13 protein-coding genes are annotated in these 16,823 nt (G+C 45.6%); 8 read left to right on the top strand and 5 right to left on the bottom strand.

What is annotated here, in order from left to right; genetic code table 11:
• Positions 1–181 precede the first annotated feature (181 nt).
• The 5 genes from DYADSP32_RS19625 to DYADSP32_RS19605 form a co-directional block, all read right to left on the bottom strand.
• Positions 182–1,264, bottom strand: a complete 1,083-nt coding sequence (locus DYADSP32_RS19625; protein WP_149241170.1) for a FecR family protein — start codon at positions 1,262–1,264, stop codon at positions 182–184.
• Positions 1,265–1,468: 204 nt separating this feature from the next.
• Positions 1,469–2,056 carry a sigma-70 family RNA polymerase sigma factor gene (locus DYADSP32_RS19620; RefSeq protein ID WP_149241171.1) on the bottom strand — a complete coding sequence of 196 codons (588 nt, stop codon included), beginning with the start codon at positions 2,054–2,056 and terminating at the stop codon, positions 1,469–1,471.
• Positions 2,057–2,603: 547 nt separating this feature from the next.
• Positions 2,604–5,525, bottom strand: coding sequence for a PVC-type heme-binding CxxCH protein (locus tag DYADSP32_RS19615; RefSeq protein ID WP_149241172.1), 2,922 nt, complete (start codon positions 5,523–5,525; stop codon positions 2,604–2,606).
• A 61-nt stretch (positions 5,526–5,586) separates the two neighbouring features.
• Positions 5,587–6,468 (bottom strand): sugar phosphate isomerase/epimerase family protein, encoded by an 882-nt coding sequence (locus tag DYADSP32_RS19610; RefSeq protein WP_149241173.1) that lies wholly within the window; start codon positions 6,466–6,468, stop codon positions 5,587–5,589.
• Between the two features lie 76 nt (positions 6,469–6,544).
• Positions 6,545–6,901 carry a YraN family protein gene (locus tag DYADSP32_RS19605; protein WP_149241174.1) on the bottom strand — a complete coding sequence of 119 codons (357 nt, stop codon included), beginning with the start codon at positions 6,899–6,901 and terminating at the stop codon, positions 6,545–6,547.
• 185 nt (positions 6,902–7,086) lie between these two features.
• Here DYADSP32_RS19605 and lipB point away from each other — a divergent pair, with 185 nt between their 5' ends.
• The 8 genes from lipB to dnaN all read left to right on the top strand — a co-directional run bounded on the left by lipB (position 7,087) and on the right by dnaN (position 16,773).
• Entirely contained in the window at positions 7,087–7,803 is a 717-nt protein-coding gene (lipB, locus tag DYADSP32_RS19600) for a lipoyl(octanoyl) transferase LipB (protein ID WP_149241175.1), read from the top strand.
• 34 nt (positions 7,804–7,837) lie between these two features.
• The gene (locus DYADSP32_RS19595) at positions 7,838–8,251 is read left to right on the top strand and encodes a hypothetical protein (RefSeq protein WP_149241176.1); all 414 of its coding nucleotides are present in this window, start codon (positions 7,838–7,840) and stop codon (positions 8,249–8,251) included.
• A gap of 37 nt (positions 8,252–8,288) precedes the next feature.
• On the top strand, positions 8,289–9,023 hold the full coding sequence (locus DYADSP32_RS19590; RefSeq protein ID WP_149241177.1) for a 3'-5' exonuclease: 735 nt from the start codon (positions 8,289–8,291) through the stop codon (positions 9,021–9,023).
• A 97-nt stretch (positions 9,024–9,120) separates the two neighbouring features.
• Positions 9,121–11,469 carry a ribonuclease R gene (gene rnr / locus DYADSP32_RS19585; RefSeq protein ID WP_149241178.1) on the top strand — a complete coding sequence of 783 codons (2,349 nt, stop codon included), beginning with the start codon at positions 9,121–9,123 and terminating at the stop codon, positions 11,467–11,469.
• Positions 11,470–11,682: 213 nt separating this feature from the next.
• On the top strand, positions 11,683–12,582 hold the full coding sequence (locus DYADSP32_RS19580) for a DUF1080 domain-containing protein (RefSeq protein WP_149241179.1): 900 nt from the start codon (positions 11,683–11,685) through the stop codon (positions 12,580–12,582).
• Between the two features lie 100 nt (positions 12,583–12,682).
• Complete coding sequence (locus DYADSP32_RS19575) at positions 12,683–13,690, top strand: phytanoyl-CoA dioxygenase family protein (protein WP_414617909.1); 1,008 nt, start codon at positions 12,683–12,685, stop codon at positions 13,688–13,690.
• Positions 13,691–13,879: 189 nt separating this feature from the next.
• Positions 13,880–15,538, top strand: a complete 1,659-nt coding sequence (gene gldG / locus DYADSP32_RS19570) for a gliding motility-associated ABC transporter substrate-binding protein GldG (RefSeq protein WP_149241180.1) — start codon at positions 13,880–13,882, stop codon at positions 15,536–15,538.
• Between the two features lie 110 nt (positions 15,539–15,648).
• Positions 15,649–16,773 carry a DNA polymerase III subunit beta gene (dnaN, locus tag DYADSP32_RS19565; protein WP_149241181.1) on the top strand — a complete coding sequence of 375 codons (1,125 nt, stop codon included), beginning with the start codon at positions 15,649–15,651 and terminating at the stop codon, positions 16,771–16,773.
• Positions 16,774–16,823: the final 50 nt, after the last annotated feature.

The raw sequence follows: 16,823 nt of genomic DNA, 5'->3' as shown, positions 1-16,823 counted from the left end.
TAAAAACTGAATGAATTCCCTTGCTACATGCTGATGAGGCTTAAGGGAGTACTTTTGGGTCCGGCGGTGTTCCACCACTGCCGGACTTTTTTACTTAAATGTCCTCTTGTACGTTCCACCGTGCAAGCGGCTAAGTGGGGTAAATTTTCAGGTCATATCAGGTTGGTTTAAGGTTTATATTTCATTCGTGTACATCATCGCAACCTGATCCGATGATCAGAATGCGCGTACCTTTGATCTCGAAAGTGGAAGCGTTGGATTTACAAATGAGGTCGAGTTTTTCGTAAAGAGGCAAATCGGAAAGATCCCCGGTGAAAGTACATTTCTCCATGTTTTCATTCGAGAGCACAATTTCGATGCCATATTCCTGCTGCAAGCCGGCTATAATATCGGGCAGAAAGGTATTGCTGAAAACGAGTCGTTCGGATGCAGCGGTAACTGCCGAATGAATGACAACCGGAATGTCCACGAGGCTTGTGATCAGATGACCGCTTTCCACAAAATAAGTTGCCTTCTGATTGGGCGTGAGCACCACACCATTTCCATTATTTCCATCCTCCTCAGCGCGTTCCTGGGGATTGTATAGGGCCCGATTCTCAAAGACAGACACCTTTCCAGTAATTACCTCCACCTCCATCTGGCGATCATCTGTTTTACTTTTTATCCTGAAACTTGTCCCCAGTACCTTTGTTATCAGCTTTCCACTGTAAACGCAAAATGGTTTGGAGGGATCTTTTGTAATCTCGAAAAATGCATCCCCCGTCAGCTGTACCTCTCTGGTGGTCTTCGAAAACTTTTCCGGGAATACGATCTTACTGCCAGGCGAAAGTATAATGACACTCTTGTCTTCAAGCGTTACCCTCATTTCTTTATCGGTTACATTTTTCACCTCAGTCATATCCTCGGACGAACTTTGAATAAGGGTAGGTTCTAGTCCTGCCAGGCTCGCCAGTCGCGGCTCATTCCGGACCAGTACGAAGCCGATCGCCAGAATAAGGCTTGCCGCTATGCCTGCATAAAAAGCAGATGAGCGCCACCATTTTTTCAATGGGACAACTTGAACGTCCTCATCGGTTTCCTGCATACCCGTTTTTATATTTTTCAAAAGGCGATTTTCAAGCTGCATTCTCTCGTCGTCGTCCAGTGATAAGCGCGATTCCTGATTTAGCGTCTCATACCATTGATGGATTTGGGCAGACTCAATGTCTGTACACTGTCCATCCCGGTATCTTAAAAGAAGCGCCTGAATTTCCTGGGTAGTCATATAGGTTTAGTTCTTTGCTCTTACATAATGGGGCAGCCGGTGTAATACCGGACTAGACCCGCTCTGATACATAAGCCGTCTCTCAGCGGCTTACCCCTAAATCATTTTAGATATTCTTGAAAAAGTTATATGATTACATCAAAAACAATCAAATGTTCTTGGAATATTCACACGTACGCCGCAAGACAACGGATGAAGATAAATTCAGGAGTAAAAAAATGAGCCCCAGAGGAAGAGGAGAATCAGCTCGTCCTTTAAGTGAGACCGGAGCGATTTGGTTGCCTTGGTGAGGTGATACTCAACCGCTTTTTCGGAAAGCTGGTAATGAGATGCTATTTGGGAAACTGACCAGTTCTCCTGCCGGTGAAGCTTGAAGATCTCTCTCGACTTTTCGGGAAGTATCTCGATGCCTTCGTTTACAACTTTGGACAGGTCATTGTAGACAATTACGTCTTCGGTATTACAATCCTCAAAGCTTGAGAATGCTTTGTAGTAGTCCAGGTATTTGGCCTGCGCACCCTGTGTGCGGATGTGGTCAATGACCTCATAGCGAACGGCGGAAAAAAGGTAATAGTCCAGACTGGCGATTTGTAGTTTGGCACGCTCTTTCCACAATCTGGTAAATATGTCCTGAATCATTTCTTCCGCCACCTCCTTATTCTGCAGCTTGCGGTATGCGACCAGGAACATGCGGTACCAATACTCCTTATAAATACGGGTAAATGCCTCTTCATCACCCGCCTTTAGGGATTCTATCAGATGTTGCCCCGAAATTTTCGCGTCATCTACCATGTTGAAGTCGTGTAATATCTCAAATCTAGCAGATTAAAATTATTAAGTATAATCTTACCACAAAGTAATATTTTTTATTTTAATAATTCCATTTGCAGGAGTATGTTAGCAGGCATGTTGGCATGGCCCTAAAATTTACACAAAAGTGTTTTCCATTTTAGCCTGAGAATCATGTGAATGGGTATCCGACGCATCCATATTATCCAGGAAGGGAAAAATGCATTTTCTTGTAAGGGAACGGCCATGTGTGGGACTTGGAAGAACACATCCGCGGCTATTCGGTTTTAATACACCCGTTATAGCTGTTGGCCTCCAGGCATCATCGGAGTGTTATACGTTCACGTTGCGATTGAAGAACGCGTATATCAATAATTCGGGAATATTTAAAAATGAAATCAATCTTCTAAATACCCAGAAAGCTGCACTGGAGAAAAAAATGACCATCCGTGATAGTCATTTTTTTCCAAAATCGTCCCGATACAGAGATGTAATACCAAAACTAAATGCTGCTTGTATTGCCTAAATAATGTAAATAGCTCCTGATCGTTTATTTAAAACCAAGTAAATACCCCGTCAGATCGGCCAGATCCTGCTCCTTTAATCCCAGTGTGGTAGGTTCCGGCATCAGCGAGTGCTCCATTTTTTCCCGGGTTTTGATCTGGTCGGCCTTGATTGTATGCCGCTGTCCGGAGACGTCTTTCAATACCACGTTGGCTCCGTCACTGAGTAAAAAGCCAAAAAACGATTCTCCCTTTTTGGTGGTAACCGTATACGCTTCATACCCAAAAACCATGCTTGCCGAAGGATTTATAATGGCATCGAGCAGGCCGGCTTTATCGAATTTTTTGTGAATGGCCGTCAGATCAGGGCCAATATCTGCCCCGTCGGTACCATGTTTATGACATGAGGCACAGTTGTTTGTAAATACTTTCTTCCCATTGCCGGCATCTCCTTTCATTCTGGAAATAAAGTCTACTTTCAATACTTTCCCGTTTTTTGGAAAAAACTGGCTTGCAACCACACGAACGTTCTGATCGGGATTTTTGAAAATAATCTCACTTACCGACCTCGCAATTGTATCCTGAAGCTGCCCCTGAACCTTCATATCCACCAGAATATTTCCACCGTTCTGATCAGCGGCCATTTTTTTTGCCGCAGCTATACGCTGATCCAGAGGTTGGTTTTTATCGGCGACGACTTTTTTCAGATCCAGCATTTTGCGGTAGGCAGGCGTCATCACGGTTGCCGTGGCTTCTTCCCAGTTGAGCAGATCGGCCCAGTCATTGGTCTTTCTAAAATTCAGCCACCAAGACGCCTGCGACGCCACGTCCGGCAAATCCGACCTGGAAAGATCCATCATCGCTTCTGCCGCTTTTTTATCTTTGATAAATCCGATGGCTGTCAATGCCTTTCTGCGTTCCATGGCAGCCACTTTTGCTGAACCTGCTCTGATTTTTAATTCGGCCAGTGCTCCCACCGGATGTAGCCGCCACGCAAGGTTGGCGCGTTGTGCAGTCCAGTTCTGCGGGTCGGCCTTGTAAGCTTCTCTTACGTAGGCGTATACTTTTTCCTCTTTTCCATCTGAGGCGGTTCCGATGGCTTCCAGCATCCATGGGTCTTTGCCATCATATTTTTTCACCAATTGAAAAATGCCTTCCCTTGCTCGTTCAAAAGGAACATCACGCAGCGCTACTCCCACCTCACGTCGTACAGCGGCATCAGGATCGGCAGCCATTTGCGCCAGAAATGGAGCCTCGGATTCAATCGCCTTCAAAGCCCTGAATGCAGTAAGCCGGTGAGAAGCATTAGTTGATTTCAGTAACTTCACTACTTCCACTTTGCCTTTTTCTCCCAGCTGCGCCAAAAGCCAGATCGCCCTGGCCTGATGAAACGGGTTTTCGGCAGTCAGGAGTTTTTTGACCGGCTCTATAACCGCCTCACCCTTTTCCCTCAAACCGTTGAATGCCAATGCCCTTACATTTACAGCCGGATTTTTCAGTGCAGCGATGAGCCCTTCGGTGGTGGAGAGGTCCGTTTTCGGAACTGTTAACTTTTTTCCTTTGGGTGTGATCCGGTAAATTCTTCCGTACCCTTTGGTATCCTTCATCCCATGCCCACCTACAATCGGATCATACCAGTCGGCGATGTACAAGGCCCCATCCGGGCCCACAGAAATGTCGGAAGGTCGGAACCACTTCCGGGTATCGCCATCGGTTTCGTACCATTCGTACCGTTCGGATGCTTGCGGAAATGAGCTGATCAGATCACTCCGTTTCAAATTGAAACCTGCCCCGGTTTTTTCTGGCTGGTAGGCAAAAATCACATTCCGCCCTGCTTCACAGCTGAGCAACGTTCCCCGGTATTTTTTGCCTAATGCATCCCCTTCGTAAAAAACGATCCCTGTTGGCGAGCCAGCTCCCGAGTTATCTCCTGCTGGCATAACCCCCGGATCCTCCTGATGCCAGTGCGTAGTGAAAATATCCTGCCCGGGACGCCTGTCGGCCTGCCAGTAACGTGTACCGTCCGCCGAAAAATAACCTGCGTTACCATTTTCCTGTAAAAAAGAAACCCTGCAGGTGATGACCTGATCATCATTGTCATTTTGCCACATATTGCCATAACTGTCCAGGCATACCTCAAAGCTATTCCTGAAATTATGGCCTAACACTTTCAGCCCTGTTCCATCCGGGTTCATGCGGAGCGCCATACCGCCAACCCACACCCGTCCATCATCAGACTTCTGATTTCCATGGTTCTCTTTATTGTAGGGCGTTCCTCCGGTGTACAAACTTCCACTACGAAGTGTCCAGCCACCCTTATCCTTTACATGGTGCGGACCGGCGTTTCCGGTATTGAAATAGTATTTGCCGTCGGGCCCGGTAACGAGCGAATGCAGTGAATGATCATGATCAAATCCGCCAAAACCGGTCAATATCACTTCGCGTTTGTCGGGTATGTCATCGCCGTTTTCATCGGTATAAACGATCAGGTTGGGTGCACAGGAAACAATGACTTTATTGCCAATGACAGCAATTCCCAAAGGGGCCGTCAAAAGTGAATCTTCAACAAAAACTTTTGACGACTCTGCTTTGCCGTCTCCGTCCCTATCTTCCAGGATCATGACACGGTCGCCTTTTTGTTTGTGCGAAAGGCGCTGTGCAGGCTTTGTATTAAAATCCCGGTAGTTTACCGCCTCTGTAATCCATACCCGCCCTTTGGCATCAATATCCATATTGGTGGGGTTATAAAACATCGGCGCTTCGGCCCAGAGTGTTGCTTCGAGGTCATCGGGAACATAGAGCCTGGAAGTATCTCCTTCCGAAATGAGGGGTAATACCGATTTGCGTGGAGCATTCAGGTCCCCCTCACTCCATCTGATCCCGGTAAACAGCACGGTGAGGAGAATCAGGATTATGGAACGAAATCCTGATATCCTGGCTGCAAAAGGAGGAACGGTTATTGAAAACATAGTGGTTATTTGAATATCAGTTTTAAGTTCTATTTAAGTCACGGCTTTGTTTCACTTCCGCTTAACTGAAAGTGAACAGACCTTCCAGATATTTTCGATTCTGCTGATAGCTTGATACAATCTCGGCTCCTTTGGGTGTAGCACCTTCTATTTGCATCCAGCCTTTGTATCCAAGATCCTTCACCATGTTTGCGATTTTGGGCCAATCCATTGTTCCTTCACCCAGTAGCTGCCCGTTTTCTTTCATGTGCAGCTCGCAGATGAGGTCTCTGCCTAACATCGGAACCTCTTTGAATACATCATTACCTGCATCCGCAGCGTTGCGGAAATCGTAATATACCTTCACCGCCTTCGAGCCAACAGCATGGATAATGTCCAGGTGCTCCTGCGCCGTGAGGTAAGACTCGATACCCAACGTAATTCCCTTTTTTTCGGCATGTGGAGCTACTTTTTTTAGACGCTCAATCACTACCTTCTTCCCTGCTTCATCGTTGCGAAGGTCGCCGTCTGAGAAAAATGCGAGCAGGATCACTTTCACACCCAGTGCCTTTGCAGCATCTACGCTGTTCCACACCCAGGCTTCGGTTTGAGGATCTGATTTATATGGATAACGGTTCAATTCACCAATCGCAAGGCTCGAAACCTTTACCCCTGTGCGCTTTGATGCGTCTTTAATTGATTGTAACGTAGCCGCATCGGAAAGACCGACATGGTTCTTCCCGGTGTTGTAACTTACCTGAATTCCCTGTAATCCGATTTCCTTAGCGCGGTCAAATGCTTCTGGATTGAGGCTTTTGCCAACGGACCAGTCACAGGCACCCAGTTGAAACCGTGGTGCAGGTTTTGCCAATAAATCGAATGAAGATGTGGCAGCAATAAGCAACGCACTTCTGCGGAGCGCCTCTCTGCGGCTGAAAAGTGTGAAATCCTCTGGGTTAGACATCAGAATAAAATCGAATGTGATTATATTCTAAATCCATTTTAAAATTGAATCTACTTATGCGTGATCAGGAATAGGTTCAATAGAAAGCATCTTCAATATGCCTGATATCAGTACCCCCATTGGGAAGGATCAGGATGGATATGATATCGAACCGGATATCAAAATGCCAGTCTTTGGCAAAAATGTAGTGCTCGGCCGCCTTCATGATGAGTTTGGTTTTGGTGTAATTGACAAATTCCTCCGGCATACCAAACCCCGTCCCGCTTCTGGTTTTGACTTCTGCAAAAATCAGCATTTTATCTTTTTTTGCTATCAGATCAATTTCAGCGTGTTTGTGACGGTAATTTTTCTCTAAAATTTCATACCCTTTTGTGATCAGGAAATCAGAGGCCTTTTCTTCGCCCCAGTTGCCGGTGTCGTTGTGTGTAGCCATGTGAAACATTTTTAGGTATAAATGATGTTTACAAAAAGCGGTTGTTATCGTAAAATGCAGTTATTCTAAAATCCCGCGAATCTCTAAAATCCAGTATTAGACGAAAAAACCTGCAAACGGCTCAGAAATGTTTTGAAATAAATACTTTTAGGTCAACAAAATAGTTGTATTACTCCCACAAAAAAATGAATCCCCTCATCAACAAACAGGTCAACTTTCAGGATTTAGGGTTATTAGACTACCAGGAAGCCTGGGACTACCAGGAAAAACTTTTCGCAGAAACGGTGTCTGTCAAAACCCAAAACAGAAGTTTAGAACCGGATGAACAACTTCCCACGCCTAATTTTTTACTTTTTTGCCAGCATCCCCATGTTTATACGTTGGGTAAAAGTGGCAAGTCCGACAACTTTTTACTGAACGAGGAAGCACTGGAGCAGAAACAAGCAAAGTTTTATAGAATTAACCGCGGCGGCGATATCACCTACCACGGGCCGGGACAACTTGTGGGTTATCCGATTTTGGATCTGGACAATTTCTTTACGGATATACATAAATACATGCGTTTACTGGAAGAAGCCATCATCCTTACTCTTGCAGATTTTGGAATAGACGCAGGCCGGATCAGCGGACTCACCGGGGTGTGGCTGGACCATGCGCAACAAAAAAATCCGAGAAAGATCTGCGCAATGGGTGTGAAGTCTAGTCGGTGGGTCACGATGCACGGATTTGCTTTGAATGTGAATACCGATCTCGCTTATTTTGGCCATATTGTTCCTTGTGGAATTCAGGATAAAGCAGTAACCTCCATGGCAAAAGAATTGGGGGTTGATTTGAGAATGGGAGATGTTTCTCTTATATTAAAGGAACATTTGGCCCGGCTATTTGGGATGAAATTATTCTAGCAGGCTGATTTTCAGTCAGAAATAAAAAGTAGCAATGAAAAAAGACATCATATTTCACCCGGTACAGGGTGTTCAGGTTGCAGTTGTAAGAAAGATCAACGAACAAAATGCCGCGGAGTGGAACGTGGTGGTGATCAATCGGAATCCTCAATCAATCACAAACGTTTTTGTGACATCGAAAGGCTATGGAAACTCAGAATCGGGGCTCAATTCGGAGCAAAAAACCTCGACTCTTCGGCACTTTTTCCCTGAAATCACCTCCGGACAGCACCAGGTTGTTGAAGCTATTATGCCGGATGTTTTTCACCTGAACAATGAATTCTGGATCAGCTATTTCCTTGGCAATCAGATTTACGATAAAAAGTTTATCTTCGTCCCGGATAGTATCGTGGATGACAATATCATCGAAATCGTGCCTTTGGGGCTGGAAGGAGTACTGCATGAGTAGTTGATTTTGTTACACCACAATCTTAAACCCTCACACTATGTCTGATGATTTCCGCAAACGAGCCAGAAATTTCCTTTTGCTGGATATTGAAACGGTAGCTTCTCATGCCTCTTACCACGATTTGCCCGATCGCATGCAGCAATTGTGGGACAAGAAGACCAATACGCTCCGTAAAGGTGACGAATCCATCATCTCCTCAGAGTATTTTTATGAAAGGGGTGCCATTTATTCGGAGTTTGGGAAAATTGTATGTATCGCATTCGGCGCTTATTATTGGAACGAAAGGGATGAACTGGCTTTCAAGGTCCGGTCTATTTCAGGTGACGATGAAGTAACGCTGTTAAATGAATTTAAAGCGCTGATCGAAAAATATCCTGCCGATCAGCTTGTGCTTTGTGCGCACAATGGGAAGGAGTTTGACTTCCCCTTTCTATGCCGACGCATGCTGATTCATGGAATCACAATCCCAAAAGCACTGCAGATATCCGGAAAGAAACCCTGGGAAGTGCTGCACCAGGACACCATGGAGCTGTGGAAATTCGGAGATTACAAGAGTTACACCTCGCTGGATCTGCTTGCCGCTGTTTTTGAAATTCCTGGCAGCAAAAACGAAATGAGCGGAGATCAGGTCACTAAAGTATATTATCAGGAAAATGATCTTGAAAAAATATGTCGCTACTGCCGGGAGGACGTAGTGGTCTTGGCACAGATTTATCTTCGATTACATTGCTTTCAGCCCGTGCCGCCGGAAAATATCGTGAGGGTAGCGTGAATGTAGCCGCAGGCTGTATCAATCTCCGACTTGAATGTACATTACAAAAATTATTACTTAAGTGCTGAAAGCCAGTGGCAGACAGCCGATAACCAAAATGAATATTAAAAAAGCAAAAAAAGAATCAGGTGAAAAGGTTGTAAAATCACCCCATCACATTGTGTCCTACATAGATAATTTGAAAGCAGATATTGCTGCTTTCTTTGACCTGAACAGCGAACATTCCTTCCGCCCTTTTGATGTCCACGAACACTTTGGTGTTCAGGATAAGAAGGTAAGACAGCTCTTCAACGAGATCATGAATGAGCTGGAAGAAGCCGGCAGACTAACCTATCGTAGCAATGGAAGCTACTCCGCCAACCTGGCTAAGCCTGCCAAATCGGGCTTCACCGGTAGGGTTGATCGTGTAAATAAAGGTTTCGCATTTGTGATCATAGAAGGCCGGGAAGACGACATTTATGTAGAAAGCGATCTTCTGAACGGAGCCTGGGACGGAGACACGGTGACGATCCAGCCTCTGACAAAAAACTCAAGAGGTTCCCGATCCGGTCGGCCAGAGTCGGGAAAGGCAAGAACTGAAGGACGGGTTAGCGAAATCGTTGAAAGGAACGCTGCCGAAATCGTCGGTATTATCGAGATCAACCCCCGGTTTGCGGTGGTACAGCCTGACCATAAAAAGCTATTCGATCCCATTTTCATAGAAGATGTTAAAGAGGCAAAACATGGTGATAAAGTTATCGTAAAAGTAACTCAATGGCCAACACGACGAAGCCAGGCAGAAGGGGAAATCGTGGAAGTGCTTGGAGAGGCCGGAACCAATGATGTAGAAATGCATGCCATCCTGGCGGAGTTTGGGCTACCTTATCATTTCCCTGAAGAAGTTGAAGCGGAAGCGCAGAAGATATCCGATAAAATTACCAAAAAGGAGATTTCCAACAGGAAAGATCTTCGTAAGGTGTTGACATTCACCATTGATCCGGTAGATGCAAAAGATTTTGACGATGCGCTTTCCATACGCTATCTGGACGAAGGAAATGTAGAAATCGGGGTTCATATTGCCGACGTAGCGCATTACGTGCTGCCGGGAACAGCGCTTGAAAAGGAGGCTTACCGCAGAGCCACGTCGGTATATCTGGTAGACAGAACCGTTCCCATGCTCCCCGAAAAGCTTTCCAATAACCTGTGCTCATTGCGACCTAAGGAGGATAAGCTTGCATTCTCGGCTATTTTTGAAATCAGTGCCAAAGGGAAAATCTTAAAGGAGTGGTTTGGGCGGACGATTATTCACTCCGACCGTAGGTTCTCTTACGAAGAAGCACAGCAAGTGCTGGATTCTGGCGAGGGCGACTTCCCGGGCGAGCTCAAAACCATGAATACGCTGGCAAAAATTTTCAGAAAAGAGCGTTTCAAAAACGGATCTATCAATTTTGAAACTCCCGAAGTACGTTTCAAACTGGATGAAAACGGAAAGCCGCTGGGTATTTACCAGAAAGAACGCCACGATTCAAATAAGCTGATCGAAGAATTTATGCTTCTGGCCAACAAGCGGGTGGCCGAATATGTGTACGCGCTTTCAAATAGCGAGATTAAAAATACCATGGTATACCGGGTGCACGAAGCGCCGGATCCTGATCGGCTGAAAACCTTTGCCACATTTGTGGGAAAAATGGGTTACAAAATGGAGGTAGAGGAAGAAACCAAAATAGCCAAGTCCATGAACAGCATGCTGGCAAAAGTCGAAGGCAAACCCGAACAGAATCTCATCGAGTCCCTGGCTGTACGAACCATGGCCAAGGCGAGATACACGGTCGAAGATCTGGGCCACTTTGGTTTGGCATTCAAGCGGTATTCTCACTTTACGTCCCCCATACGTCGCTATCCCGATGTGATGGCCCACCGGCTTTTGCAGCATTACATCGATGGCGGGAAATCGACGGATAAAGAAACGTTGGAAGCAGCATCAAAACATTCATCCGAACGCGAACGTCTGGCAGCAGAAGCTGAAAGAGCGTCGATCAAGTACAAGCAGGTTGAGTTCATGAGTATGATGGACAGAGATCAGGTGTTTGACGGCATCGTTACCGGTGTGACCGAGTTTGGCATTTTTGTTGAGATCACAGAAACAGCTTCGGAAGGGCTGATACGCATGACCGATCTCGGCGACGACTATTATGAACTGGAAAAAGAAAATTACCGGATCGTAGGACAGCGGACGAAGAAAATATACACTTTTGGCGACGCCGTGAAGGTACAGGTGAAGGAAACCAACCTGGCACGCAGAAGTATGGATCTGTACCTGGCCGGAACGGTTCCGTCCGCTTCACGCTCATCCAGAAATGATGGCCGGTCGCGTGAGCGGACCAAAGCCCCCAGGGAAGCCGTGAGTGCTCCAAAAAACCGGAAATCCTCCGGCAATGCGTCTAAAGGTAAGAGGCGGCGACGGTAAATCTCTCAAACAGGCAACTGTTTTTCGACTTCAGCGTCCAGTTCATCAGCTGCGTCGGAAAATGTCGATAAAATGTCTTTGAGACGTTGGCTAGGGGTTGCAGAGGATACTCCTTTGGAATTCCTGGCCAACTGACTCAAAATAATGTCTTCTAATGAAACGCCTTTGAGGAAGTAACAATTAAATATTTTTACCAACCAACGATACCATACCATGTCCAGAGTGCTTTCACTATTCCTGATATTAAGTATTTTCATTACTACTGTTTCCGCCCAGAAAAAATCTGACCAGGAAGACTGGCAGGCCTTATTCAATGGAAAAGACCTGACGGGATGGGATATCAAAATTGCGGGGCATCAAGTCAATGACAATCACAAGAATACGTTCATCGTTGAGGACAACATGATCCGCGTCAACTATAAGGAATATGATAAATTCACCACAGAATACGGTCACATGTATTACCACAAGCCGTTTTCGCATTACAAGATCAGGATGCAGTATCGGTTTACCGGAAAGCAGGTTCCGGGCGGCGCATCATGGAATGTGCGTAACAGCGGCATCATGCTTCATTCGCAATCGGCCGCCAGCCTTGGATTAGACCAGGACTTTCCTGTTTCGCTTGAAATGCAATATCTCGGTGGCCTGGATGCCGGCGAGAGAACAACGGGCAATCTGTGTACACCAGGTACGATCGTGGACATCGCAGGCAAAACAACCCTGCAGCATTGTATCAATTCCACCTCAAAAACCTTTAACGGGGACCGGTGGGTAACAGCGGAAGCCATTGTCCTCGGCGATTCCATTGTCTATCACTTAATTGAAGGAGACACCGTGCTGGTATTTACAAATCCCAAAATCGGTGGAGGTTATGTGAGCAAAAGTCACACCTTCAAAGACGGGAAAGTAGGAAATGAGGACGATTGGATGAGAAAACAGAATACGCCACTGGCCAGCGGCTACATCGCACTTCAGGCCGAAAGTCACCCCATCGATTTCAGAAATATTGAATTGCTGAATTTGAAGGGATGTATGAACCCCAAGGCAAGTAACTATAAATCGTACTATGTGGTAGCTGATAATAAGGCATGTACGTTTAGTAAAAAGAAGTAGACAATTTTTGGTGTGGGATAAATACAATTGTGATTTTCATATATATTTGAAGATATGATCAGTCATTGCTAACCTCTATTACACCACAACATCATCCTTTATGAGCATCCTAACCCGGATTACAAGAAAAGTAGAAAAGCTCAAAGAGCAGTATTTTCCGCTGACGGAATTTGATTCTGAAACCCTTCCCTGGATCGACAAACCCAACCCGGACATTGAAAAGTTTCTGAAAAAGAATCCGCCCCGCTTTACAGTTCCTTACGACATGGGCGAAAAACTGAAAGATTGGGAGAAAAATGGATACACCGTACTGGAAAACATAATCCCGGAAGATCTGATCGATAATTTCTGGAATGATTTTCAGGAACTGGTACATCATCCCGAAAAGTATGATCTCAATGTAAGAATTGATCTGGACGAATTTTTACCCAACCAGCAAAGAAACATCAAAGAGTTCCCCAGGGAAGCACTGCTTGGGAAATTTGTGAAGATCAATGACTTTCACAATTCCTCGGTTGCCGGAAAAAAACTGATGACACATCCGGCAATTGTGGCTTTTCTGGAAGCAATCTTTAACCAACAGGTGGTTGTAATGCAGAGTCTTATTTTTATGTATGGAAGCCAGCAGCCCACACATCAGGATTATCCCTGGGTTACGGCCAAAATTCCCAGTCACCTTGCAGCTGCGTGGATTGCCATGGAGGATATAAAGATCGATTCCGGCCCGTTATACTACTATATTGGATCCCATAAAATGCCCAAGTTCAACTTCGGAACCGGCATTTTACACAGAGCTGACTCTACTAAATCACCACTGGAATTTGCAGACTATCTGGACAGCACATGTAAAGCGCTTAATTATCCTCGTGAAACGCTTTTGATTAAACGAGGCGACGTACTCATCTGGCATGCTGCTCTGGCCCATGGTGGCTCGGTCATTACCAATCCTGAACAAACCAGGAAATCTTTTGTATGTCATTATTCCACCGCCCAGGCTTTACCAGTCCATCGTAACAAGGTTTCGGAAGTACCTGTGAGTCAGAATTACAATGGCGTTCTCATTTATAACAATCCTGGATTGCCTCAGTCCGAGGATGTTTTGAAATAAGCTTATCCATCCACCGGAAGAAGTCCGTGTATTTTGCTCGGTAATCTTTCCAGCAATTCCAATGGACTTTTTATATTTTTGTACCCCAATAGACGTTAAGGTTTGAATTGCCTTAACGTCTATTTTTTTTAACCAACGCATTCGACCGACGGTGAGATCATCCAAAGTTGTCCCAGGTCAAGGTATCATATGAAAAAATCAATTCTGCAGCTATTTATTTTGACGGTGATCCTGGCAGGACTGAACTGGCTTTCATCATTGCTATTTTTCAGATGGGATCTGACAGAGGATAAGCGATATTCCATTTCCGATGCAACCAAAGAACTTCTCTCTAACCTGGATCGGGATGTCAACATCAGTGTATATCTGTCAGGAGACTTTCCTCCGGGATTCGAGCGCCTCGAAGGCGCTACACGCGAAGTACTTGAAGAATTTCAATCTTATGCCAATGGTCATATTCACTTCCAGTTTTCCGATCCGTCGGAGGCAGCAAGTGAAGAAAAAAGGAACCAGCAATACGCCAGTCTGGTTGATCGTGGCCTGACACCCACAAACCTATACGCAAACGAAGATGGTAAAAGAACCGAGAAAATTATATTCCCCGGAGCCATTGTTCAGTCCGATACATTACAGGTTCCCGTACAATTGTTAAAAGGTAACCGAAGTAAAAGCACTTCCCCCGAGGAGCAGCTCAATCAATCTGTGGAAGGTGTTGAATTCGAGCTGGCCTCTGCAATACGGCTCCTCAGTAATCCGCAAAGAAAAAAGGTAGGCTTTCTCGTCAGTCATACACAGATCTCCCCAGCCCGGTTCAGTGATCTGATTGCTACGGTTCAGCAGCGTTATGACGTTTTCCTCGACATGAATAACCCGGGCTCTTATCAGGGACTGGATGCCCTGGTGGTACTTAAGCCCGACAGTGCATTTTCAGATGATGAAAAGTACAAGCTGGATCAGTATGTGATAAACGGAGGAAAGGCTATTTTTTTTATTGACGGGTCCAGGGTCGACAGCGTTAGCCTGGAAGGTACCTACGCACAGCCACTGGACCTGAACCTGAGCGATCTGTTTTATCGCTGGGGCGCACGGGTCAATTACAATCTTATTAAGGATCTCAATTGTGCCAAAATCCTGTTGAATGTGGGAAACATGGGGGATACACCCGAAATTCAGCCGGTCGACTGGAGGTTTTATCCTATCCTGAATAATTTTGGCAAACACCCCATCACCAGAAACACCGATGCGGTGTACTCCCGATTTCTAAGCTCCCTTGATACCGTTGGTGGTGCGCCACTAGTAGCCAAAACATCCTTACTCATGACGTCACCATACACCCAAAGTGTAAATACACCGGCACTGGTCGGCTTCAATGAAGCGCGTAAACAGCCCACTCCGGGTGAGTACGCAGGAGGTATTAAAACGGTTGCCATGCTATTTGAAGGTACATTTACCTCCTTGTTTCAAAACCGTATATTGCCCGGCGACCCCCGAGCGGCCACTTTTATAGCCTCCGGCAGTGGAGGTAAAGTAATTCTTTGTGCGGATGGAGACATCATAGTCAATGATTACGATTACAAAAGGAACACTCCGCTACCCCTGGGATACGACAGAGTTAGCAACAAAACCTTTGGCAACAAGGATTTTGTCCTTCATTCACTGGAATACCTGACCGATGCCAATGGCCTGATTACCTCCCGAAATAAAGAGGTTTCCATCCGCGCTCTGGACAAAATAAAAGTACAGGAGGACCGAAAGTTCTGGCAAAGTCTAAACCTTTTGCTTCCCTTATTCATCATCGCCATTTTCGGCTTGGGAAGGTACTATCTTCGCCAGCGAAAATATGCCTGAGCATCGTGGCAGAGTACTTTATTTTTCCTACTTTTGTTCCCTGCAGAAGGAAATTCCGCAGTACAACCTATTTATATTTCAATAAAATCTAAACACTTACGTCACGAATTATGAAGTTTGTCGTTTCGTCATCAGTTCTTCTTAAGCAACTATCCGCTATTAATGGTGTCGTTTCAACGAACCCTATTGTACCCATACTTGAGAATTTTCTATTATCCCTGGAGGGAAATTTATTGACCGTCACTGCGTCTGATCTTCAGACTGTAATGATTACTGCCATTGAGGTTGAATCCTCAGACAAAGGAGCCATAGCCATTCCTGCAAAGCTTTTGCTGGATACCCTGCGGGGACTTCCAGAACAACCGATCACCTTACAAGTGAACGGCGAAACTTTTGGAACCGAAATCATCTCGGACAACGGACGCTATAAGCTATCTGGTGAAAATCCGATTGATTTCCCTAAAACACCTTCTGTAAACCGGGGACAATCCGTTGACCTGTCGTCGTCGGCCCTGAGTGCTGCCATTGCCAACACCCTTTTTGCCACGAGTACGGATGATCTGAGACCCGCCATGACCGGTGTATTTGTTCAAATGGGAACGGAAAATGCTACCTTTGTCGCTACCGATGGTCACCGCCTGGTTCGTTATCGACGGACGGATATCAAATCTGACGTCGACACCTCCATGATCATTCAGAGGAAGGCCCTTAACCTACTCAAATCCTGTCTGCCCGCGGACGATGTGCCTGTGAAGGCTGAGTTTACTTCTTCCAACGCATTCTTTAGTTTTGGCAATATCAAGATGATCTGCCGCCTGATCGATGAGCGTTTCCCGGATTACGAGAACGCCATTCCGACCAACAATCCTAATTCTCTGACCATCAACCGGATGGATATCCTTAGCTCATTGCGCCGGATTTCGATCTATTCCAATCGTACCACCCATCAGGTCAGACTGAAACTTGCGCTGAATGATCTTGTGGTTTCTGCCGAAGATCTGGACTACTCCAACGAAGCCAATGAGCGCCTTATGTGTGAATACAATGGCGACGAAATGGAGATCGGGTTCAACGCCAAATTCCTCATAGAGGTTTTGGGGAACATCACCAGCAAAACGATTACTTTTGAATTATCCGCACCGAACCGTGCCGGGTTGATTATACCGTTGGATCAGGAAGAAAACGAAGATATCCTGATGCTGGTAATGCCGGTAATGTTAAACACCTACGTTTAGATAAGAAGTTAGAGTAGGTAGGAAGTTAAAAGAAGTTAGTTAGAGAAGTT

Source organism: Dyadobacter sp. 32 (assembly GCF_902506755.1).
Taxonomy (GTDB): Bacteria; Bacteroidota; Bacteroidia; order Cytophagales; family Spirosomataceae; genus Dyadobacter.
This window is presented reverse-complemented; position numbering and strand designations above follow the sequence as displayed.

What these genes read in the sequence shown, in the direction of transcription:
- DYADSP32_RS19615 (WP_149241172.1), bottom strand. Translation starts at nt 5,525, where the DNA reads ATGTTTTCAATAACCGTTCCTCCTTTTGCAGCCAGGATATCAGGATTT.
- DYADSP32_RS19580 (WP_149241179.1), top strand. Translation starts at nt 11,683, where the DNA reads ATGTCCAGAGTGCTTTCACTATTCCTGATATTAAGTATTTTCATTACT.
- DYADSP32_RS19620 (WP_149241171.1), bottom strand. Translation starts at nt 2,056, where the DNA reads ATGGTAGATGACGCGAAAATTTCGGGGCAACATCTGATAGAATCCCTA.
- rnr (WP_149241178.1), top strand. Translation starts at nt 9,121, where the DNA reads ATGAATATTAAAAAAGCAAAAAAAGAATCAGGTGAAAAGGTTGTAAAA.
- dnaN (WP_149241181.1), top strand. Translation starts at nt 15,649, where the DNA reads ATGAAGTTTGTCGTTTCGTCATCAGTTCTTCTTAAGCAACTATCCGCT.
- lipB (WP_149241175.1), top strand. Translation starts at nt 7,087, where the DNA reads ATGAATCCCCTCATCAACAAACAGGTCAACTTTCAGGATTTAGGGTTA.
- DYADSP32_RS19590 (WP_149241177.1), top strand. Translation starts at nt 8,289, where the DNA reads ATGTCTGATGATTTCCGCAAACGAGCCAGAAATTTCCTTTTGCTGGAT.
- gldG (WP_149241180.1), top strand. Translation starts at nt 13,880, where the DNA reads ATGAAAAAATCAATTCTGCAGCTATTTATTTTGACGGTGATCCTGGCA.
- DYADSP32_RS19625 (WP_149241170.1), bottom strand. Translation starts at nt 1,264, where the DNA reads ATGACTACCCAGGAAATTCAGGCGCTTCTTTTAAGATACCGGGATGGA.
- DYADSP32_RS19575 (WP_414617909.1), top strand. Translation starts at nt 12,683, where the DNA reads ATGAGCATCCTAACCCGGATTACAAGAAAAGTAGAAAAGCTCAAAGAG.
- DYADSP32_RS19605 (WP_149241174.1), bottom strand. Translation starts at nt 6,901, where the DNA reads ATGGCTACACACAACGACACCGGCAACTGGGGCGAAGAAAAGGCCTCT.
- DYADSP32_RS19610 (WP_149241173.1), bottom strand. Translation starts at nt 6,468, where the DNA reads ATGTCTAACCCAGAGGATTTCACACTTTTCAGCCGCAGAGAGGCGCTC.
- DYADSP32_RS19595 (WP_149241176.1), top strand. Translation starts at nt 7,838, where the DNA reads ATGAAAAAAGACATCATATTTCACCCGGTACAGGGTGTTCAGGTTGCA.